The sequence below is a fragment of the Streptomyces sp. x-80 genome (genome assembly GCF_046549095.1).
GTDB classification, from domain to species: Bacteria; Actinomycetota; Actinomycetes; order Streptomycetales; family Streptomycetaceae; genus Streptomyces; species Streptomyces celluloflavus.
This window is the reverse complement of sequence record NZ_JAJPWM010000007.1, coordinates 334,870-351,897: the sequence shown is the minus strand read 5'-3', so window position 1 is coordinate 351,897 and position 17,028 is coordinate 334,870. Positions and strand designations below refer to the sequence as shown.

Here is a 17,028-nt window from a genome sequence, read left to right as displayed (position 1 = left end):
ATACAGCGTTCTCCCGGGGCCGCGACCGGCGCGACGGCGTGGTGCGGCCCCCCGGACCCCGGGCCGGGACAGCGGGTCGCGCAGGGGCTGCCGACGGCACAACTCCGGGCCTCCGTGAAGCGCGCTCAGTCTGGGTGCCACCGTCCGCTCAGGGCAACAGGCGTGCATCGAATGTTCGATATCCAGACGAGACCGTCACCGAGCGTGCCCGCTCCGTCATCGGCCGCGCCGCGCGGTGCGCCGTGCCTCAGCCGCGGGCCCGGCGCATCCGCAGCTCGCGGACGCCCGCGACCAGCAGCACCATGGCGGTGGCACCGGCCGACCACAGCAGCTGCGGGCGGGCCGTGGCGTCCGTCAGCATCAGCACCAGGACGGCGGCCATCGCGATCAGCGCCGCCCAGGTCAGATAGGGGTAGGCCCACATCCGCAGGGTCAGCGTCTGCGGTGCCTCGCGTTCGATACGCGGACGCAGCCGCAGCTGGGAGACGGCGATCAGGCCCCAGACGAACAGCAGCACCGCGCCGACCGCGTTGAGCAGATAGAGGAAGACCGAGTCCGGCCATTCGAGGTTCAGCAGCACCGAGACGAACCCGAAGGCGACCGAGGCCAGGACGGCCCGGCGCGGCACCCCGCCGCGGGACACCGTCAGCAGCGCGCGCGGCGCCTCGCCCCGTTCGGCCAGCGAGAACACCATCCGCGACGAGCCGTAGAGATTGGCGTTCAGCGCGGAGAGCAGTGCCACGAAGACCACGATGTTCATGATCTGCCCGGCGCCCGGCACCCCGATGCTGTCCAGCACGGCGACGTACGGGCTCTTGCCGGGCTCCATCGACGACCACGGCAGCAGCGTCACGATCACCAGCATCGAGCCGACGTAGAAGAAGAGGATGCGCCACACCGCGCTGCGCACCGCCCGGCCCACCGCGCGCACCGGATCGTCGGACTCGGCCGCGGCGATGGTGACGACCTCCAGGCCGCCGAACGCGAAGACCACCGCCAGCACACCGGAGACGACACCGGACCAGCCGTGCGGCAGCAGACCGCCCTGCCCGGTGAGGTTCGCCAGGCCCACCGGCTCGGTCTCCGGCAGCACCCCGAAGATGGCGAGCAGGCTCAGGACGAGGAACAGCACGATCGCGGTGACCTTCAGCGTCGCGAACCAGAACTCGAACTCACCGAAGTTCTTCACCGCGGCCAGGTTGGCGACCGTAAAGACGATCATGAAGATCAGCACCCAGCCCCACTGCGGGACCGCCGGCAGCCAGCCGTTCGCGATCTGGGCCGCGCCGGTGGCCTCCACGGCGAGCACCACGACCAGCAGGAACCAGTACAGCCAGCCGACGCTGAAGCCCGCCCAGCGGCCCAGCGCCCGCTCCGCGTGCACCGAGAACGCGCCGGACGCCGGCATCGCCGACGACATCTCGCCCAGCATCCGCATCACCAGCATGGCCAGCACGCCCGCGATCAGATACGACAGCACGATGCCCGGACCGGCCACCGCGATCCCCGCGCCGGAGCCCACGAACAGCCCCGCGCCGATCACCCCGCCCAGGCCGAGCATGGTCAGATGGCGCTGCTTGAGCCCCGCGGACAGCGGCTCTCGCTCGCCGGCGCCGGCACCGAGCGGGGACTGCCCGGCAGGGGGCGGTGCGTCATGCATGGGCTGGTAACTCTCCCAAGGGGTGGTGGGGACTCCACAGGTCTCCGCGGGGCCCCGACAGTTTCCCCGCAAGCCGTCGGCTACCACAAAACATGCTCCGCGCCCAGGTTTCCGGCGTGATGAGCGTCACGCGACCCGCGCGGGCGCCCGCCACCCCGGCGGGGCCCGGAACCCCGGCCGTTGTTCGGAAGTCTCCAAGCGGGCCGGTGCGGCTTTGTCACCGCCACACGATGATCGCCGGCGGCCCGCTGGACTAACGTCGACGCGTCCCGTCCTGTCCCGGACCCCTCTCTCACCTCGCGGAGTACCGATGAGCACTGCCGCCTTCCCCCGTCCCGGTGCGGTCCTCGCCGATCTGCTGCCGGCCGCCACCGCCTCCCGTGCCCGCGTCCGCGACGCCGCGCTGGTCCTCGGCGGTGCCGCGCTCACCGGCGTCTCGGCCCAGATCGCCGTCCCGGTCCCCGGCTCCCCGGTCCCGGTCACCGGCCAGACCTTCGCCGCCCTGCTGGTCGGCGCCTCGCTCGGCGCCGGCCGCGGTCTGCTCTCCCTCGCGCTGTACGCCCTGGTGGGCATGGCGGGTGTGCCGTGGTTCGCGGGCGGCGCCTCGGGCGCGGGCGGCGCCACCTTCGGCTACGTCCTGGGCATGCTGCTCGCCGCCACCGCCGTGGGCGCGCTGGCCCGCCGCGGCGGCGACCGCGGCGCCCTGCGCACGGCCGGCACGATGGCCGCGGGCACGACCCTGATCTACGCCGTCGGCGTCCCCTACCTCGCGCTGAGCACCGGGATGTCCTTCGGCCAGGCGCTCGCCGCCGGCCTCGTCCCGTTCCTGCTCGGCGACGCCCTCAAGGCGGCGCTGGCGATGGGCGCGCTGCCCACCGCCTGGAAGCTGGCCGGCCGCCGCGGCTGAGCACCCGGCAGCACAGAGGGCGGGGACCGCACCATTCCGGTGCGGTCCCCGCCCTCTGTACTGCCGTCCGGCGACTCTTCGAGCCGTCCGGCGTCACGCGTCCTTGACGGCCTCGGCCTCGGCCTCGCCCTCGGACCGCTCCCGCGGCCGCCGCCGGTCCAGGATCAGCCCGACCGCCAGCACCACCACGGCCGCGACCACCGACAGCACCATCTGCTCGCGCCCGTCCGGGTTGTAGAACATGTAGCCGACGACGAAGACGATCAGCGCGATCGTCGCGTACGTCAGCCACGGGTACAGCCACATCCGCACCGTCAGCCGCTCCGGCATCTCCCGCATGATGATCCGGCGCATCCGCAGCTGCGAGAAGCAGATCACCAGCCACACGAACAGCGCCACCGCACCGGAGGAGTTCAGCAGGAACTGGAAGACGGTGTCCTTCGAGGTGTAGCTGAAGATCGTCGCGATGAAGCCGAAGGCGACCGAGGCCCAGATCGCGACCGCCGGCACCCCGCCCTTGTTGAGCTTCGTGAACGACTTGGGCGCATCGCCGCGCTCGCCGAGCGAGAACGCCATCCGGGAGGCCGTGTAGAGCCCGGAGTTCAGACAGGACAGCACCGCGGTCAGCACCACGATGTCCATGACCGTGCCCGCGTACGGAATCTTCAGCGACTCCAGCACGGCCACGTACGGGCTCTTGACCACCGACGGGTCGTTCCACGGCAGCAGCGTCACGATCACCGCGATCGACCCGATGTAGAAGATCGCGATCCGCCAGATGACGCTGTTGACGGCCTTCCGCACCGCCTGCACCGGGTTCGCCGACTCGCTCGCCGCCAGCGTCACGATCTCGCTGCCCATGAACGAGAAGACCACCAGCAGCATGCCGGAGAGGATCGCGCCCGGCCCGTTCGGCAGGAACCCGCCCTGCCCGGTCAGATTCGTCAGCCCCACCGCCTCGTGCCCCGGCGGCAGCCCGAAGATCGCCAGTGCGCCGACCACGATGAAGACGACGATCGCGACGACCTTGATCCCGGCGAACCAGAACTCGAACTCGCCGAACGAGCCGACCGAGACGAGGTTGGTACCGGTCAGCACGATCATCACCAGCAGCGCCCAGGCCCACTGCGGGACGGCCGGGACCCAGCCGGTGAGGATCGAGGCGGCGGCGGTCGCCTCCACGGCCAGCACGACCGACCAGAAGAACCAGTACAGCCAGCCGATCGTGAAGCCCGCCCAGCGGCCCAGCGCCCGGTCCGCGTACGCGGAGAACGACCCGGAGGTGGGGGAGGCCGCGGCCATCTCGCCCAGCATCCGCATCACCAGGACGACCAGCAGCCCGGTCAGCGCGTAGGAGAGCAGAATGCCGGGCCCGGCGGCCGAGATACCGGCGCCGGAGCCGACGAAGAGACCGGCGCCGATCACCCCGCCGATGGCGATCATCGACAGATGACGGTTCTTGAGTCCTGCCTGGAGCCCGTCCTGCGGCTGGCCTCCGGTCGGTCCGCCGGCCGATGGCCCGGCGGCGGATGCGGCTGTCGTAGTAGGCGGGTGCGCGCCCATGAGCACCGTCCTTCTGGTGGTTCGCGGTGTACGGGTCCCCGCATTAGACGTTGTCGGCGGCCATTACGGAAGACCCGGATCCGGGTCGTATTCGTCACGCTGCGTTGCGTGCAGACCCAGCGGCGCCTACCCGTGAATCGTCGTGCCACACTCATGACCATGCGCGTGTATCTCGGCTCCGACCATGCAGGATTCGACCTCAAGAATCACCTCGTCGAGTGGCTCAAGGCCCACGGCCACGAGCCCGTCGACTGCGGTCCGCACCTCTACGACGCCCAGGACGACTACCCCCCGTTCTGCCTGCGCGCCGCGGAGAAGACCGCCGCCGACCCGGACAGCCTCGGCATCGTCATCGGCGGCTCCGGCAACGGCGAGCAGATCGCCGCCAACAAGGTCAAGGGCGTCCGGGCCGCGCTGGCCTGGAGCGAGGAGACCGCCAGGCTCGGCCGCGAGCACAACGACGCCAACGTCATCTCGGTCGGCGGCCGGATGCACACGCAGGAGGAGGCGACGAGGTTCGTCGAGATTTTCCTCACCACCCCGTACTCCGGTGAGGAGCGCCACACGCGCCGCATCGACATGCTCACCGCGTACGAGACCACCGGTGAGCTCCCCGCCGTCCCCGCCCACCACCCGCAGGGCTGATCCGCCCGCAGCCGTCGCCGCCCGCCCGCCCCGCCCGCCGGGGCGGGCGCGCCCACTGGAGGACACACCGTGCCCGAGGGGCATACCATCCACCGCCTCGCGCTGGACCACCGGGCCCGCTTCGAGGGCACACCGGTCCGGGCCGGCAGCCCGCAGGGGAAGTTCGCGGACGGCGCGGCGCTCATCGACGGCCAGGCCATGGACACCGCCGAGGCGCACGGCAAACACCTCTTCCTCGGCTTCGGACCGGGCCGCTGGGTCCATATCCACCTCGGCCTGTTCGGCAAGCTCGGCTTCGGTGACGCCCCCGCCCCGCCGCCCACCGACACCGTCCGGCTGCGCCTGGCCGGCCCCCGCGGCTACGCTGATCTGCGCGGCCCCACCACCTGCGCGCTGATCACCGACGCCGAGAAGCAGGCGATACACGACCGGCTCGGCCCCGACCCGCTGCGCCCCGGGGACGACGGCGAGCGCGCCTGGCGGCGCATCGCGCGCAGCCGTACGGCCATCGCGGCGCTGCTGCTCGACCAGAAGATCATCGCGGGTGTGGGCAACGTCTACCGCGCCGAGGTCCTCTTCCGGCACGGCATCGACCCCTACCGCGCCGGCCGCGACCTCACCCGCGCCGAATGGGACGCCGTCTGGGCCGACCTGGCCGCCCTGATGCGCGAGGGCGTCCGCCACAACCGCATCGACACCGTCCGCCCCGAGCACCTGCCGGAGGCGATGGGCCGCCCGCCGCGGGTCGACGACCACGGCGGCGAGGTGTACGTCTACCGCCGCGCCCGGCAGCGCTGCCACATCTGTGGCGACGAGATCCGCACCGCCGGTCTCGCCGCCCGCAACCTCTTCTGGTGCCCGGGGTGCCAGCCGGCGGCGGGCGGCGCCGGGACCTGAACCGGCGCGCGGCGGCGCCCGGACGTCCGGACGCCGCCCGGAACGGCTAGAAGCCGTGCGGCAGCCACGGCGCGGCGCCGGAGCCGAACGCCACCGACGCCGCGGTCGGCGCGCCGGGCCGCAGCTCCCGCACCCGGCCCGCCGCCGCCAGCGCGACGAGCGAGAACCCGCCCAGATAGACGCTGCCCAACTCCCGTACGGACAGCGCCAGATCGGCCGCGTCCGTGGTCCGCGAACAGACCGCGCCCTTCTCGTCGCCGGTCAGCCGCCAGCGCCCCTCGTTCCACGGACAGAACGGGTCCGTGACATCCAGCACCACGTCCACCGGCGTCTGGTACGTCCGCGCCGCCAGCGCCTCGCCCACGTCCACCAGCCGTACGAACAGCGACTCCCGGATCCCGATCCGGCAGCGCCGCATGTCCGCCACCAGGTGCAGCAGCGGATCGTCCACCGGCCGGTTGGGCACCGTCACCGACGACGTCAGGTCGATCCCGAACAGATAGCGCCACAGCGCCGCGTACACCACCGGGTCCAGCGCCTCGACGTGCCGGACCTGCACCGTCCCGCACGGCCCCGAGTGGTCCCACTCCGGCTTGACCGCGTAGCGCGCGTAACCCCGCACCTCGCCGTCCACCTCGGCCAGCACGCACTGCAACTCCCCGGCGCCGTTGCGTTCGCTCTTCGGGTCGAGTGTGGCCAGCCGCTCCCAGCCGGGCCGCCGCGCGAGCATCCCGGGACGGGCCGGCACCAGCCGGGCGTAGACCCGCTCGCACTCCGCCAGCCCGTCGGCCGGGTCCACCAGCCGCAGCCGTACGCCGTCCACGCCCGGCAGCTCCGGGGGCGCCAGCCGCAGTGTGTCGACCGTCACCCGCATGTCCTGGGTGGCCGCGCCGTAGCCGAACCGCCCGTAGATCGCCGGCTCCGAGGCGGTCAGCACCGCCAGCGCCTCGCCCCGCTCGCGGACGTCCGCCAGCTGGTGCCGCATCATCGACCGCAGCACCCCGCGCCTGCGGTGCGTCGGCTGCACGCTGACCATCGTGACGCCGGCCGCCGGCACCTCGGCGCCGCCCGGCACCGTCAGCCCGAAGGAGAAGGCCCCGGCCGTGCCGACGCAGTCCGCGCCGTCCCAGACCCCGAGCGAGCGCTCGGTCTCCGTGAGGTCCCGCCAGATGTCGCGTTCCTCGGGCGGTTCGCCGGGTCCGCCGAACGCCAGCTCAAGTTTTCCGTACCACATGTCCCATTCGGCGGGACGCAACTGTCGCAACTCTGTCGTCATGGGTCATCCCTAGCAAAGCGCTCTCCGGCCGCGCGACCGGATTTCGAACGGGATTTCCCGGCAATTGCGCCGGGGCGACGTGCGGCGAATCGACGCACCGCCGAACGGGTGGATAAGGTCCCAGAGCGATGGCAAGCGGTCCAGGAGCGGAACCCCTGACGGCCCGGCTGCACAAGGCTGCACACCGGGCCCGCATCGGTGTGCGCAAAGCCGGGGTCGACTACTTCCGCGGCGACGGCTCCGACTGGATCGCGCTGGCCGCTCTCCTGCTGTCCATTCCCGCCATCGCCGCCGGTACGCTCTGGCGCCCCGACTGGATCGCACCGACCGCCCTGGTCCTGCCGGTCGTCGCCGGCGGACTGCTGCTGCGGCCCGCCAACCTCCTCACTCTGTACGGCACCTCCGCGGGCGCGCTGATCGTCGAGGCCGCGCTGCTCGGCCCGTACGACGAGGGACCGGACCGGATCACCCCGGGCACGGTCCTGGTCGTCGCCGCGGTCGGGCTCTTCGGGCTGCTGATCGCGCAGTTCCGCAGCCGGGTCGGGGTGCCCTGGCGGCGCGGCGGCACCATGCTCTTCGACCTGCGCGAGCGGATCCGGGTGCAGAGCAAGCTGCCCAAACTGCCCGCGGGCTGGCACCACGAGATGGCGCTGCGGCCGGCCGGCGGACAGTCCTTCTCCGGCGACTTCGTGGTGGCCTCGCGCACCCAGGGCGGCAACATCCTCGAAGTCGTGCTGACCGATGTCTCCGGCAAGGGGATGGACGCGGCCTCCCGCGCCCTGCTGCTGTCCGGCGCGTTCGGCGGTCTGGTGGGCTCGTTGCCGCCGCACGGCTTCCTGCCCGCGGCCAACGGCTATCTGCTGCGCCAGGACTGGGACGAGGGGTTCGCGACCTCCATCCATCTCGTCCTCGACCTGGAGTCCGGCGACTACGAACTCCTCTCGGCCGGCCATCTGCCGGCCCTCCAGCTCAGCGCGGGCACCGGCCGCTGGGAGGAGAAGTCGGGGGAGGGGCCGCTGCTCGGGGTCTACGACGGCGCCCAGTTCGACCCGGTCAAGGGCACGCTGCGGTCCGGCGACGTCCTGATGCTGTTCACCGACGGTCTGGTGGAGGCCGCCGACCGCGATATCGCGGAGGGCATCGACCGGCTGACCGGTGAGGCCGACCGCTATGTCGCCGGCGGCTTCGCGGGCGCCGCCTGGCATCTGATCGAGGCCGTCGCCAAGGACGTCAACGACGACCGGGCGCTGCTGCTGATCTGCCGCGACGGGTGACGGCCGAGATCCCCGGAGAGCGCCGGCCGGGGCGGGCTTCCGGGCGGGACGGCACCGCGCCGCCCCGCCCGGCTCCCTGAGTCTCCGTCAGTGCCCCACCGCGAGCGGTGTGCGCCCCGACGTGCCCGTCGGACCGCCGTCCGGCCCGCCGCCGTCCGCGCCCCGGCCCGGCAGAACGCGCGCCAGCAGGCCCGAGCGGCCGGCGGCCAACGGGCCGAGCACGGCGAGAATCAGGACATAGCCCGCGATGAACGGGGAGAGCCGCTCGTCGAGTCCGGCGCTCGCCGCCATCGTCGCCAGGATCAGCGCGAACTCGCCACGGGCGAGCAGCGCGGTGGCGATATTCGCGGCCGGGCCCCGCCCGAAGGCGTAGATCCGGGCGGCGACCAGCCCCGCGAACACGTTCATCAGCAGCGTCAGCGCGACCGCGATCAGCACCGGCCACAGGACCGTGGGCAGGTCACCGGGGTCGATGGAGAGCCCGAAGGCGAAGAAGAAGATCGCCCCGAACGCGTCCCGCAGCGGGTGCACCAGTGCGCGGATCCGCTCACCGGAACTCGTACTGCCCAGCATCAGACCGACCATGAACGCGCCGATGGCATCCGCGACGCCGAACCATTCGGAGACCCCGGCGACCAGTACCGCGGCGCCGAGGAAGGAAATCACCAGGAGTTCGTTGTCCTTGGTGGCGATGAGCTTGCCGATGACCCTGGTGCCCCAGCGGGCGGCCGCCGCGAGCAGCAGCAGGAAGCCGAAGGCTTTGCCCGCGTCCAGCGCGGCCGAGCCGAGCGAGTCGGCACCGGAGATCACCGGTTGCAGCGCGGCCAGGTAGAGCGCCAGGAAGATGTCCTCGACGACGATGATGCCGAGGATCGGCTTGGTCTCGGGGTTGCCGAGCCGCCCCGTGTCCACCAGGACCTTGGTGACGATCGCGGACGACGAGATACCGAGCACCCCGGCGAGCACCAGCGCCTCGGACGTGCCCCAGCCGAGCAGGAAGCCGAAGCCGAGACCCGCGCCGACGTTCAGCGCCAGATACGCGCCGCCGGCCAGCGCCATCCGGCGGCCGCCTTCTTTGAGGTCGTCCACATGGAATTCGAGGCCGAGGTAGAAGAGCAGCAGGACCAGGCCCAGCAGGGAGAGCATTTCCAGGTCGTGCGGGTCGGCGACCAGCACGATGCCGGGGGTGTTCGGGCCGAGCAGGATCCCGGCCAGGATGAACAGGGGGATCGTCGGCAGCCCGATCCGGCCGCCGATCCGGGCGAGCACGGCGGCGGCCAGAAAGGCCCCGCCCATGGCGATGAGAGTCTGAGCGTGTCCGATAGCTCCTCCAACGGTGCGGCCGTACGGCAAAACAGATAGACGGTCAAGGGGGAGTCAAGAATGCGTCAGTAATTAGTTTACCAAACGACTTTCCGGGTGCACTGAAGGGTCCCCGCCGGGAGGGTGTCCGGTGTCGGGGGCCGGAGTTCGGGATGTCACGAAAGGCGCATTCGCCATCGCGCACTGCGCGGCGGGGCGCGCCCCGTACCGCATCACTTATCGGCCACTCGCAGCGAAATGATCCGGCCGAATTGCCGGCGCCGGACGGGTCGTGATGCTCCCGCGCTCAGGGTGCCGTCCGCCGCCCGCCCATCGTCAACGGCCCGGCCTCCGGGTGCCCCGCACAGCCTTCGCGGAGGCGAATCGAGCAAAGCCTTGGCCGATGATTCGTCACTCGCCTGCACTGGGCAGCGAGTTGGTGGCACGATGGGGACAGCGGGGGTGTGCACGGCTGCACGCTCCCAAGGCCGGTGAGGCGTTCCGACCAGGGGTGTGATCAGTTGTGGCTCTTTCGCTGTCAGTGGTGCTGCTGTTGGGAATCGTGCTGATCGTGCTGATCCGCGGGAAGTCGATCAAGGCGGGCCCCGCGCTGGTCGCCATTCTCTTCGGCTTCTTCCTCGCCTCCAGCGGAGTGGCGCCCTCGATCAATAAATTCCTCACCTCCATCGCGGACACCATCAACCACATCACCTTCTAGGCGGGCCCGGCGCCGTCCTCGCGGGCCATCGCCTCGCGTACGGCCTCCTCGCTGCGGGCCACCAGCGCCGATCCGTCATCAGCCGTGATGATCGGCCGCTGGATCAGCCGGGGATGTGCCGCCAGCGCCGCGATCCACCGCTCACGCGCGGCGCCGGTGCGCTCCCACTCCCCGAGCCCCAGCTCCGCCGCCTCGGCCTCCTGGAGCCGGGTGATGTCCCACGGCTCCAGCCCCAGCCGCGCCAGCACGTCCCGCAGCTCCGGCGCGGTCGGCGGGTCCTCCAGATATCTGCGCACGGTGTACTGCGCGTCCCCCGCGTCGAGGATCTGCACGGCCGAACGGCACTTGGAACACGCGGGATTGAGCCAGATCTCCATGACCGGACACCCTAGTGGCCCGCGCTTCGGGGTGGACGTGGGCCGAAGAAGCCCGGCCGCGGCCGGCGACACCCCCGCAACGCAGAAAACCCCAGGCCGTGACCTGGGGTTTTCCTTCGATGAGCGGGCGACGGGAATCGAACCCGCGTAGCCAGTTTGGAAGACTGGGGCTCTACCATTGAGCTACGCCCGCGAGCGCCACCGGTCACAGGACCTCGGCACGCAGTGCATCGTAGCGGGTCGTGGCGGTCCGCCGCACACCGGAGTCGCGGCCGGAACCGCACAGCACCGCCCGGCGGCCGCCGCGCCCGAGCGGTCGCGGAGTTCCCGCCGGAGCCCCGGCCGGCGGTGCCCGGACAGCTGGCAGTCGCACGGCCTGCGGCCATGTACCCTACGTGTCGCACCGACGGGGTGTGGCGCAGCTTGGTAGCGCGTCCGCTTTGGGAGCGGAAGGTCGTCGGTTCGAATCCGGCCACCCCGACCAGCAGTACCTCCGGCAGTGCCCCGGCAGTGTTCCGGCGGCAGCCATCTCATGCATCTCATGAACCCGTAGTCCCGCCCGGGGCGGCGACGGCCGCGTTCCGCCGTGGACGGCGGCAGCGGGGGAGCGGCAGGCCGAGGTCGCATTGTGGGCGTCCTCGTCCTTGCGGTTACTATGCAAGCTGCGTGCCCGTGTGTCTCTGTACCGGGCGCGATCGGCCGGGGCCTGAAACATCAGGTATCGGAAGATCTCAAGCAGAACCCCAGAAGTCAGCCCCAAGGAGACCGAACCGTGAAGAGCGCCGTGGAGACCCTGAACCCGACCCGGGTTCGGCTCACTGTCGAGGTGCCCTTCGAGGAGCTCAAGGACAGCCTCGACGCGGCGTACAAGAAGATCAACCAGCAGGTCACGGTGAAGGGCTTCCGCAAGGGCAAGATCCCGGCCCGCGTCATCGACCAGCGGTTCGGCCGTGGCGCCGTGCTGGAGGAGGCCGTCAACGACGCGCTCCCGAAGTTCTACACCGAGGCGGTCAACGAGGGTGAGCTGAACGTCCTCGGCCAGCCCGAGGTCGACATCACCGAGCTGAAGGACGGCGAGCTGCTGGCCTTCACCGCCGAGGTCGACATCCGCCCCGTCCTGGAGATCCCGGACTACTCCGGCATCGAGGTCGAGGTCGACGCCGTGACGGTGTCGGACGAGGACATCGACAAGTCCGTCGAGCAGCTGCGTGAGCGCTTCGCCTCGACCTCCCCGGTCGAGCGCGCCGCCCAGGACGGCGACGTCCTGACGCTGGACCTCGAGGCCAAGGTGGACGGCGAGGTCCTGCCGGACGGCGTCGCCCAGGGCGTCAGCTACACCATCGGCTCCGGTGAGCTCCTCGACGGCATCGACGAGGCCGTCAAGGGCCTGGAGGCCGGCGGCAGCGCCACCTTCACCTCCGAGCTCAAGGGCGGCTCCGCCCAGGGTAAGGAGGCCGAGGTCAAGGTCGACGTCACCGCCGTCGCGGCCCGTGAACTGCCCGCGCTGGACGACGACTTCGCGCAGCTGGCGAGCGAGTTCGACACCCTCGACGAGCTCAAGGCCGACAGCGCCAAGCGCCTTGAGCAGATGAAGAAGTACGACCAGGCCACCCAGGCGCAGGAGAAGGTCCTGGACGAGCTGCTCAAGCTCGTCGAGGTGCCGCTCCCCGAGAAGCTGCTCGCGGACGAGATCCAGACCCGCAAGCACAACCTGGAGCACCACCAGCTCGGCCAGATGGGCCTCGACCTCGCGAAGTACCTGGAGATCCAGGGCAAGTCCGAGGAAGAGTTCGACGCCGAGACCAAGGAGCAGGCCGAGAAGGGCATCAAGACCCAGTTCATCCTGGACGAGCTGGTCAACAAGGAGAAGCTGAACGTCAGCCAGGAGGAGCTCACCGAGCACCTCATGCGCCGCGCGCAGTCCTCCGGCATGTCCCCCGACCAGTTCGCGCAGGCCGTCGTCGAGGGCGGCCAGGTGCCGATGCTCGTCGGCGAGGTCGCCCGCGGCAAGGCGCTCGCGGTGGTCGTCGAGGCCGCCACGGTCAAGGACAGCAACGGTGAGCTCATCGAGCTGGACGACGAGGAGGAGGCGGAGGAGACCGCCGAGTCCGTGGTCGCCGCCGCCGAGGGCACCGACGAGGCCAAGGCCGAGGAGAAGACCGGCGCCTGAACCCAGGCCGCCGCACCCCTTCCCTGAGTACGGGCCCGAACGCGCACGTCCGCGTGTTCGGGCCCGTATCGCATCCCGGCCCGGTGAGCCTGCGCTCACAGCGAACAGTTCTCAATGCGGGATGGCGTTGTCCGACCTGCGCGTTAGGGTCCGTAGATACGAGGGCAGGGGAGTCCCTGAAACCGCGCCGGGGGCACTCGCACGGCGCGCTCCCCACGCCCCGGCAGACGACGCTGAGACGGTCTCGAACCGTCCGACAACGAGCAGGTGGACACGTGACGATCCCGATGCCTTCCGCCGCCGCTGAGCCGACCTCCGGTGGCCTCGGCGACCAGGTCTACAACCGGCTGCTCGGCGAGCGGATCATCTTCCTCGGCCAGCAGGTCGACGACGACATCGCCAACAAGATCACCGCGCAGCTGCTTCTCCTCGCCGCGGACCCGGACAAGGACATCTTCCTCTACATCAACTCCCCGGGCGGCTCGATCTCGGCCGGCTTGGCGATCTACGACACCATGCAGTACATCAAGAACGACGTGGTGACGATCGCCATGGGCCTCGCCGCCTCGATGGGGCAGTTCCTGCTGAGCGCCGGCACCCCGGGCAAGCGCTTCGCGCTGCCCAACGCGGAGATCCTCATCCACCAGCCCTCCGCCGGTCTGGCCGGCTCCGCGACGGACATCAAGATCCACGCCGAGCGGCTGCTGCACACCAAGAAGCGGATGGCCGAGCTGACCGCCTTCCACACCGGCCAGACCGTCGAGCGCATCACCCACGACTCCGACCGCGACCGCTGGTTCTCCGCCGACGAGGCGAAGGAGTACGGCCTCATCGACGACGTCATGACCTCCGCCGCAGGCGTTCCGGGCGGGGGCGGCACCGGGGCCTGAGCCCCGCACCAATCGCCCCACAGCCGAGCCCAGCCCACTTGATCGCCACCAGGACGGTGAACACCACGATGAACAACTTCCCCGGCAGCGGCCTGAACGCGGGCCCCGTGTCCGAGTTTTCCGGTCCTCGGGCCGAGTCCCGCTACATCGTTCCGCGCTTCGTCGAGCGCACCTCGCAGGGCGTCCGCGAGTACGACCCGTACGCGAAGCTCTTCGAGGAGCGGGTGATCTTCCTCGGCGTGCAGATCGACGACGCCTCGGCCAACGACGTCATGGCGCAGCTGCTGTGCCTGGAGTCGATGGACCCGGACCGGGACATCTCGATCTACATCAACTCGCCCGGTGGCTCCTTCACGGCGCTCACCGCGATCTACGACACGATGCAGTTCGTGAAGCCCGACATCCAGACGGTCTGCATGGGCCAGGCGGCCTCCGCCGCGGCCGTGCTGCTCGCGGCCGGCACCCCCGGCAAGCGGATGGCGCTGCCGAACGCCCGGGTACTGATCCACCAGCCGTACAGTGAGACCGGCCGCGGCCAGGTCTCCGACCTGGAGATCGCCGCGAACGAGATCCTGCGGATGCGTTCGCAGCTGGAGGACCTGCTGGCCAAGCACTCCTCCACGCCGATCGAGAAGATCCGGGACGACATCGAGCGCGACAAGATCCTGACCGCGGAGGAGTCCTTGGCGTACGGTCTGGTCGACCAGATCGTCTCGACGCGGAAGACGACCGCGTCGGTCTGATCGCGGTCTGCGCGAGTTGAGCCGGAGAGTCGCCCCCTTGGACCGAGTGAACCGAGTCGGTCCAAGGGGGGCCCGTACGGGGGGCCCGGCAAGGTACCGTCGATAGGCAAGCACCAGGGTCCGTGGAGCAATGCGGATCCCAGGCGAAGGGGAAGCACCTCGTGGCACGCATCGGTGACGGCGGCGACCTGCTCAAGTGCTCATTCTGCGGGAAGAGCCAGAAGCAGGTGAAGAAGCTCATCGCGGGACCTGGTGTGTACATCTGCGACGAGTGCATCGACCTCTGCAACGAAATCATCGAGGAGGAGCTCGCCGAGACCTCCGAGGTGCGGTGGGAGGAACTCCCCAAGCCCCGGGAGATCTACGAGTTCCTCGAGGGCTATGTCGTGGGCCAGGCGCCCGCCAAGAAGGCGCTCTCGGTGGCCGTCTACAACCACTACAAGCGGGTGCAGGCGGGCGAGAACGGCGGCGGCCGCGGCGACGAGGGCATCGAGCTCGGCAAGTCCAACATCCTGCTGCTCGGCCCGACCGGCTCCGGCAAGACGCTGCTCGCGCAGACGCTCGCCCGGATGCTGAACGTCCCCTTCGCGTTCGCCGACGCGACGGCGCTGACCGAGGCGGGCTATGTCGGCGAGGACGTCGAGAACATCCTCCTCAAGCTCATCCAGGCCGCGGACTTCGACATCAAGAAGGCCGAGACCGGCATCATCTACATCGACGAGATCGACAAGGTCGCCCGGAAGAGCGAAAACCCGTCGATCACGCGTGACGTCTCCGGTGAGGGCGTCCAGCAGGCGCTGCTGAAGATCCTGGAGGGCACCACCGCCTCCGTACCGCCGCAGGGCGGCCGCAAGCACCCGCACCAGGAGTTCATCCAGATCGACACGACGAACGTGCTGTTCATCGTGGGCGGCGCGTTCGCCGGACTGGAGAAGATCATCGAGGCCCGGTCCGGCACCAAGGGCATCGGCTTCGGCGCCACGATCCGCTCCAAGCGCGAGATCGAGTCCAAGGACCAGCTCCAGGAGGTCATGCCGGAGGACCTGGTGAAGTTCGGGATGATCCCGGAGTTCATCGGCCGTCTCCCGGTCCTCACCTCGGTGCACAACCTCGACCGCGAGGCCCTGCTCCAGATCCTGGTCGAGCCGCGCAACGCCCTCGTCAAGCAGTACCAGCGGCTCTTCGAACTCGACGGTGTGGAGCTGGACTTCGACCGCCCGGCGCTGGAGGCCATCGCGGACCAGGCCATCCTGCGCGGCACCGGCGCCCGGGGCCTGCGCGCCATCATGGAAGAGGTCCTGATGTCCATGATGTACGAGGTTCCCTCCCGCAAGGACGTCGCCCGCGTCGTCATCACCGAGGAGGTCGTCCACTCCAACGTGAACCCGACGCTGGTGCCGCGGAACCGCGGCGAGTCCGGCGAACCGCACGAGAAGAGCGCGTAGCGCGCGCACCTCGCGGGCACGTACGAACGGAGCCGCCCGGCAGCGATCACGCTGCCGGGCGGCTCCGTCATATGCGGTGTGGCCCGGACTACTTGATTTCCTGCCGGACCTCATTGCGGATCTTGGCGGTCTTCTCGGCGAGGTCCTTGGCGCCGGGCGCCTGGGTGGCGGTGCCACCCGTGGGCGAGGGCGCGGCCGGGACCGCCTGGACCACGCCGAGGGCGCTGCTGTCACCCCAGATGCAGACGGAGACGTCGGAGGACATCGTCATACCGCCCGCCGAGGCCGAGACCTTCAGCGTCTTGCACTTCAGCACCGTGCCGTCGAAGCCGCTCGGGGAGTACTTGGTCACCGGCGTGACCGTCTCCAGCTTGGCCTGACGGCTTCCCAGGGCCTCCTGCTGGCTTTTCTCGACCTGGGTGAACATCTGGTCCACGGCCGTCTCGGGGTTGGCGACCTTGCCGTAGGCGCCCGAGACATGGACCTTCAGCTTGGCGGTGTTCTCGTAGGCGCCGCTGACGCCCTTGGCCTCCGTGATGCCCAGTGCCTTGGTCGTCCTGTCGTTGCGGAGGTCCTCCTCGCCGCCGGAGCCGGCGCCGGCCGCCTTGTGGAACTCCCCGCTCAGCAGGCTCTCCGGCAGCGCGATCTTGTACGGCTTCACATCGCCGCCCGAGCCGAAGACGAAGTACGCGCCCACGCCGATCGCCGCGACGACGGCCACCGCGCCGACGATCAGGCCGATCTTCTTGCCCTTGCCGCCGCCCTCCGGCGGGCCCTGGGGGAGGGCGCCGTACGGGGTCTGCTGACCGTAGGGCGCCGGCTGCTGGGGCGGCTGGCCGTACGGCGGCTGCTGGCCGTAGGGGGGCTGCTGGGGGTAGCCGGGCTGCCCGCCCTGCTGGGGATAGCCGTAGCCCTGCTGCTCAGGCATCTGACCGCCCTGCTGAGGAGATACCGGACCGCCCTGCTGCGGGTAGCCGTATCCGGGCTGCGGGGCCGGCGGCTGCTGCGGCGGCTGGCCGTACGGACCCGGCTGCTGCGGCGGCTGGCCGTACGGACCCGGCTGCGGGGGCTGCTGGCCGTACGGGCCCGGAGGCGGCTGGTTGAAGCTCATGGAACGGTTCCCCTCGTGACAACTGATGGCAGCGGACGCTTCGTGCGTGC

The 17,028-nt window shown here is 70.5% G+C and carries 15 protein-coding genes and 2 tRNA genes; 10 read left to right on the top strand and 7 right to left on the bottom strand.

Annotation, left to right across the window (positions count from 1 at the left end):
* Positions 1 to 247: 247 nt before the first annotated feature.
* A complete protein-coding gene (locus ACLJWH_RS16830) occupies positions 248 to 1,660 on the bottom strand; it encodes an amino acid permease (RefSeq protein WP_411142505.1) in 1,413 nt (470 codons plus the stop codon).
* A gap of 310 nt (positions 1,661 to 1,970) precedes the next feature.
* On the opposite strand from ACLJWH_RS16830, the gene ACLJWH_RS16825 reads away from it, so the two are divergent.
* Positions 1,971 to 2,567 carry a biotin transporter BioY gene (locus tag ACLJWH_RS16825; protein ID WP_411142504.1) on the top strand — a complete coding sequence of 199 codons (597 nt, stop codon included), beginning with the start codon at positions 1,971 to 1,973 and terminating at the stop codon, positions 2,565 to 2,567.
* Positions 2,568 to 2,660: 93 nt separating this feature from the next.
* Here the strand turns inward: ACLJWH_RS16825 and ACLJWH_RS16820 are convergent, their stop codons facing one another.
* Positions 2,661 to 4,130: an amino acid permease gene (locus ACLJWH_RS16820; protein WP_411142503.1), complete on the bottom strand. Its 1,470-nt coding sequence runs from the start codon at positions 4,128 to 4,130 to the stop codon at positions 2,661 to 2,663.
* Between the two features lie 159 nt (positions 4,131 to 4,289).
* Here ACLJWH_RS16820 and ACLJWH_RS16815 point away from each other — a divergent pair, with 159 nt between their 5' ends.
* Both ACLJWH_RS16815 and ACLJWH_RS16810 read left to right on the top strand, forming a co-directional pair.
* Positions 4,290 to 4,775: a ribose-5-phosphate isomerase gene (locus ACLJWH_RS16815; RefSeq protein ID WP_411142502.1), complete on the top strand. Its 486-nt coding sequence runs from the start codon at positions 4,290 to 4,292 to the stop codon at positions 4,773 to 4,775.
* A 69-nt stretch (positions 4,776 to 4,844) separates the two neighbouring features.
* Entirely contained in the window at positions 4,845 to 5,672 is an 828-nt protein-coding gene (locus ACLJWH_RS16810) for an Fpg/Nei family DNA glycosylase (RefSeq protein ID WP_411142501.1), read from the top strand.
* Positions 5,673 to 5,718: 46 nt separating this feature from the next.
* Here the strand turns inward: ACLJWH_RS16810 and ACLJWH_RS16805 are convergent, their stop codons facing one another.
* Entirely contained in the window at positions 5,719 to 6,948 is a 1,230-nt protein-coding gene (locus ACLJWH_RS16805; RefSeq protein WP_411142500.1) for a GNAT family N-acetyltransferase, read from the bottom strand.
* A gap of 128 nt (positions 6,949 to 7,076) precedes the next feature.
* Here ACLJWH_RS16805 and ACLJWH_RS16800 point away from each other — a divergent pair, with 128 nt between their 5' ends.
* Positions 7,077 to 8,222, top strand: coding sequence for a PP2C family protein-serine/threonine phosphatase (locus tag ACLJWH_RS16800; protein ID WP_052855762.1), 1,146 nt, complete (start codon positions 7,077 to 7,079; stop codon positions 8,220 to 8,222).
* An 87-nt stretch (positions 8,223 to 8,309) separates the two neighbouring features.
* On the opposite strand, the gene ACLJWH_RS16795 is transcribed toward ACLJWH_RS16800, so the two are convergent.
* A complete protein-coding gene (locus ACLJWH_RS16795) occupies positions 8,310 to 9,518 on the bottom strand; it encodes a cation:proton antiporter (RefSeq protein WP_411142499.1) in 1,209 nt (402 codons plus the stop codon).
* A gap of 529 nt (positions 9,519 to 10,047) precedes the next feature.
* Here ACLJWH_RS16795 and ACLJWH_RS16790 point away from each other — a divergent pair.
* On the top strand, positions 10,048 to 10,242 hold the full coding sequence (locus tag ACLJWH_RS16790) for a hypothetical protein (RefSeq protein WP_052855760.1): 195 nt from the start codon (positions 10,048 to 10,050) through the stop codon (positions 10,240 to 10,242).
* Here ACLJWH_RS16790 and ACLJWH_RS16785 read toward each other — a convergent pair.
* Both ACLJWH_RS16785 and ACLJWH_RS16780 read right to left on the bottom strand, forming a co-directional pair.
* Positions 10,239 to 10,619 carry an arsenate reductase family protein gene (locus ACLJWH_RS16785; protein ID WP_411142498.1) on the bottom strand — a complete coding sequence of 127 codons (381 nt, stop codon included), beginning with the start codon at positions 10,617 to 10,619 and terminating at the stop codon, positions 10,239 to 10,241. The two genes, ACLJWH_RS16790 and ACLJWH_RS16785, sit on opposite strands and share 4 nt — an antisense overlap.
* Positions 10,620 to 10,741: 122 nt before the next feature.
* A tRNA-Gly gene (locus tag ACLJWH_RS16780) sits at positions 10,742 to 10,812 on the bottom strand.
* Positions 10,813 to 11,026: 214 nt separating this feature from the next.
* Here ACLJWH_RS16780 and ACLJWH_RS16775 point away from each other — a divergent pair.
* From ACLJWH_RS16775 to clpX, 5 genes are all read left to right on the top strand, one after another.
* Positions 11,027 to 11,103: transfer RNA gene (locus tag ACLJWH_RS16775), tRNA-Pro, on the top strand.
* A 288-nt stretch (positions 11,104 to 11,391) separates the two neighbouring features.
* On the top strand, positions 11,392 to 12,789 hold the full coding sequence (gene tig / locus ACLJWH_RS16770) for a trigger factor (protein WP_411142497.1): 1,398 nt from the start codon (positions 11,392 to 11,394) through the stop codon (positions 12,787 to 12,789).
* Between the two features lie 287 nt (positions 12,790 to 13,076).
* Positions 13,077 to 13,679 (top strand): ATP-dependent Clp protease proteolytic subunit, encoded by a 603-nt coding sequence (locus ACLJWH_RS16765; RefSeq protein ID WP_411142605.1) that lies wholly within the window; start codon positions 13,077 to 13,079, stop codon positions 13,677 to 13,679.
* Positions 13,680 to 13,747: 68 nt separating this feature from the next.
* Positions 13,748 to 14,422, top strand: a complete 675-nt coding sequence (locus ACLJWH_RS16760) for an ATP-dependent Clp protease proteolytic subunit (protein ID WP_052855756.1) — start codon at positions 13,748 to 13,750, stop codon at positions 14,420 to 14,422.
* 161 nt (positions 14,423 to 14,583) lie between these two features.
* Positions 14,584 to 15,867 (top strand): ATP-dependent Clp protease ATP-binding subunit ClpX, encoded by a 1,284-nt coding sequence (gene clpX / locus ACLJWH_RS16755; RefSeq protein ID WP_052855755.1) that lies wholly within the window; start codon positions 14,584 to 14,586, stop codon positions 15,865 to 15,867.
* Between the two features lie 88 nt (positions 15,868 to 15,955).
* Here clpX and ACLJWH_RS16750 read toward each other — a convergent pair whose 3' ends face one another.
* Positions 15,956 to 16,978: a hypothetical protein gene (locus tag ACLJWH_RS16750; protein ID WP_411142496.1), complete on the bottom strand. Its 1,023-nt coding sequence runs from the start codon at positions 16,976 to 16,978 to the stop codon at positions 15,956 to 15,958.
* Positions 16,979 to 17,028 lie beyond the last annotated feature (50 nt).

Bases quoted from the DNA above. Each gene is read 5' to 3' on its own strand.
- ACLJWH_RS16800 (WP_052855762.1), top strand. From the start codon at position 7,077: ATGGCAAGCGGTCCAGGAGCGGAACCCCTGACGGCCCGGCTGCACAAG.
- ACLJWH_RS16785 (WP_411142498.1), bottom strand. From the start codon at position 10,619: ATGGAGATCTGGCTCAATCCCGCGTGTTCCAAGTGCCGTTCGGCCGTG.
- ACLJWH_RS16820 (WP_411142503.1), bottom strand. From the start codon at position 4,130: ATGGGCGCGCACCCGCCTACTACGACAGCCGCATCCGCCGCCGGGCCA.
- ACLJWH_RS16805 (WP_411142500.1), bottom strand. From the start codon at position 6,948: ATGACGACAGAGTTGCGACAGTTGCGTCCCGCCGAATGGGACATGTGG.
- ACLJWH_RS16795 (WP_411142499.1), bottom strand. From the start codon at position 9,518: ATGGGCGGGGCCTTTCTGGCCGCCGCCGTGCTCGCCCGGATCGGCGGC.
- ACLJWH_RS16815 (WP_411142502.1), top strand. From the start codon at position 4,290: ATGCGCGTGTATCTCGGCTCCGACCATGCAGGATTCGACCTCAAGAAT.
- ACLJWH_RS16830 (WP_411142505.1), bottom strand. From the start codon at position 1,660: ATGCATGACGCACCGCCCCCTGCCGGGCAGTCCCCGCTCGGTGCCGGC.
- ACLJWH_RS16825 (WP_411142504.1), top strand. From the start codon at position 1,971: ATGAGCACTGCCGCCTTCCCCCGTCCCGGTGCGGTCCTCGCCGATCTG.
- ACLJWH_RS16765 (WP_411142605.1), top strand. From the start codon at position 13,077: ATGCCTTCCGCCGCCGCTGAGCCGACCTCCGGTGGCCTCGGCGACCAG.
- ACLJWH_RS16760 (WP_052855756.1), top strand. From the start codon at position 13,748: ATGAACAACTTCCCCGGCAGCGGCCTGAACGCGGGCCCCGTGTCCGAG.
- ACLJWH_RS16750 (WP_411142496.1), bottom strand. From the start codon at position 16,978: ATGAGCTTCAACCAGCCGCCTCCGGGCCCGTACGGCCAGCAGCCCCCG.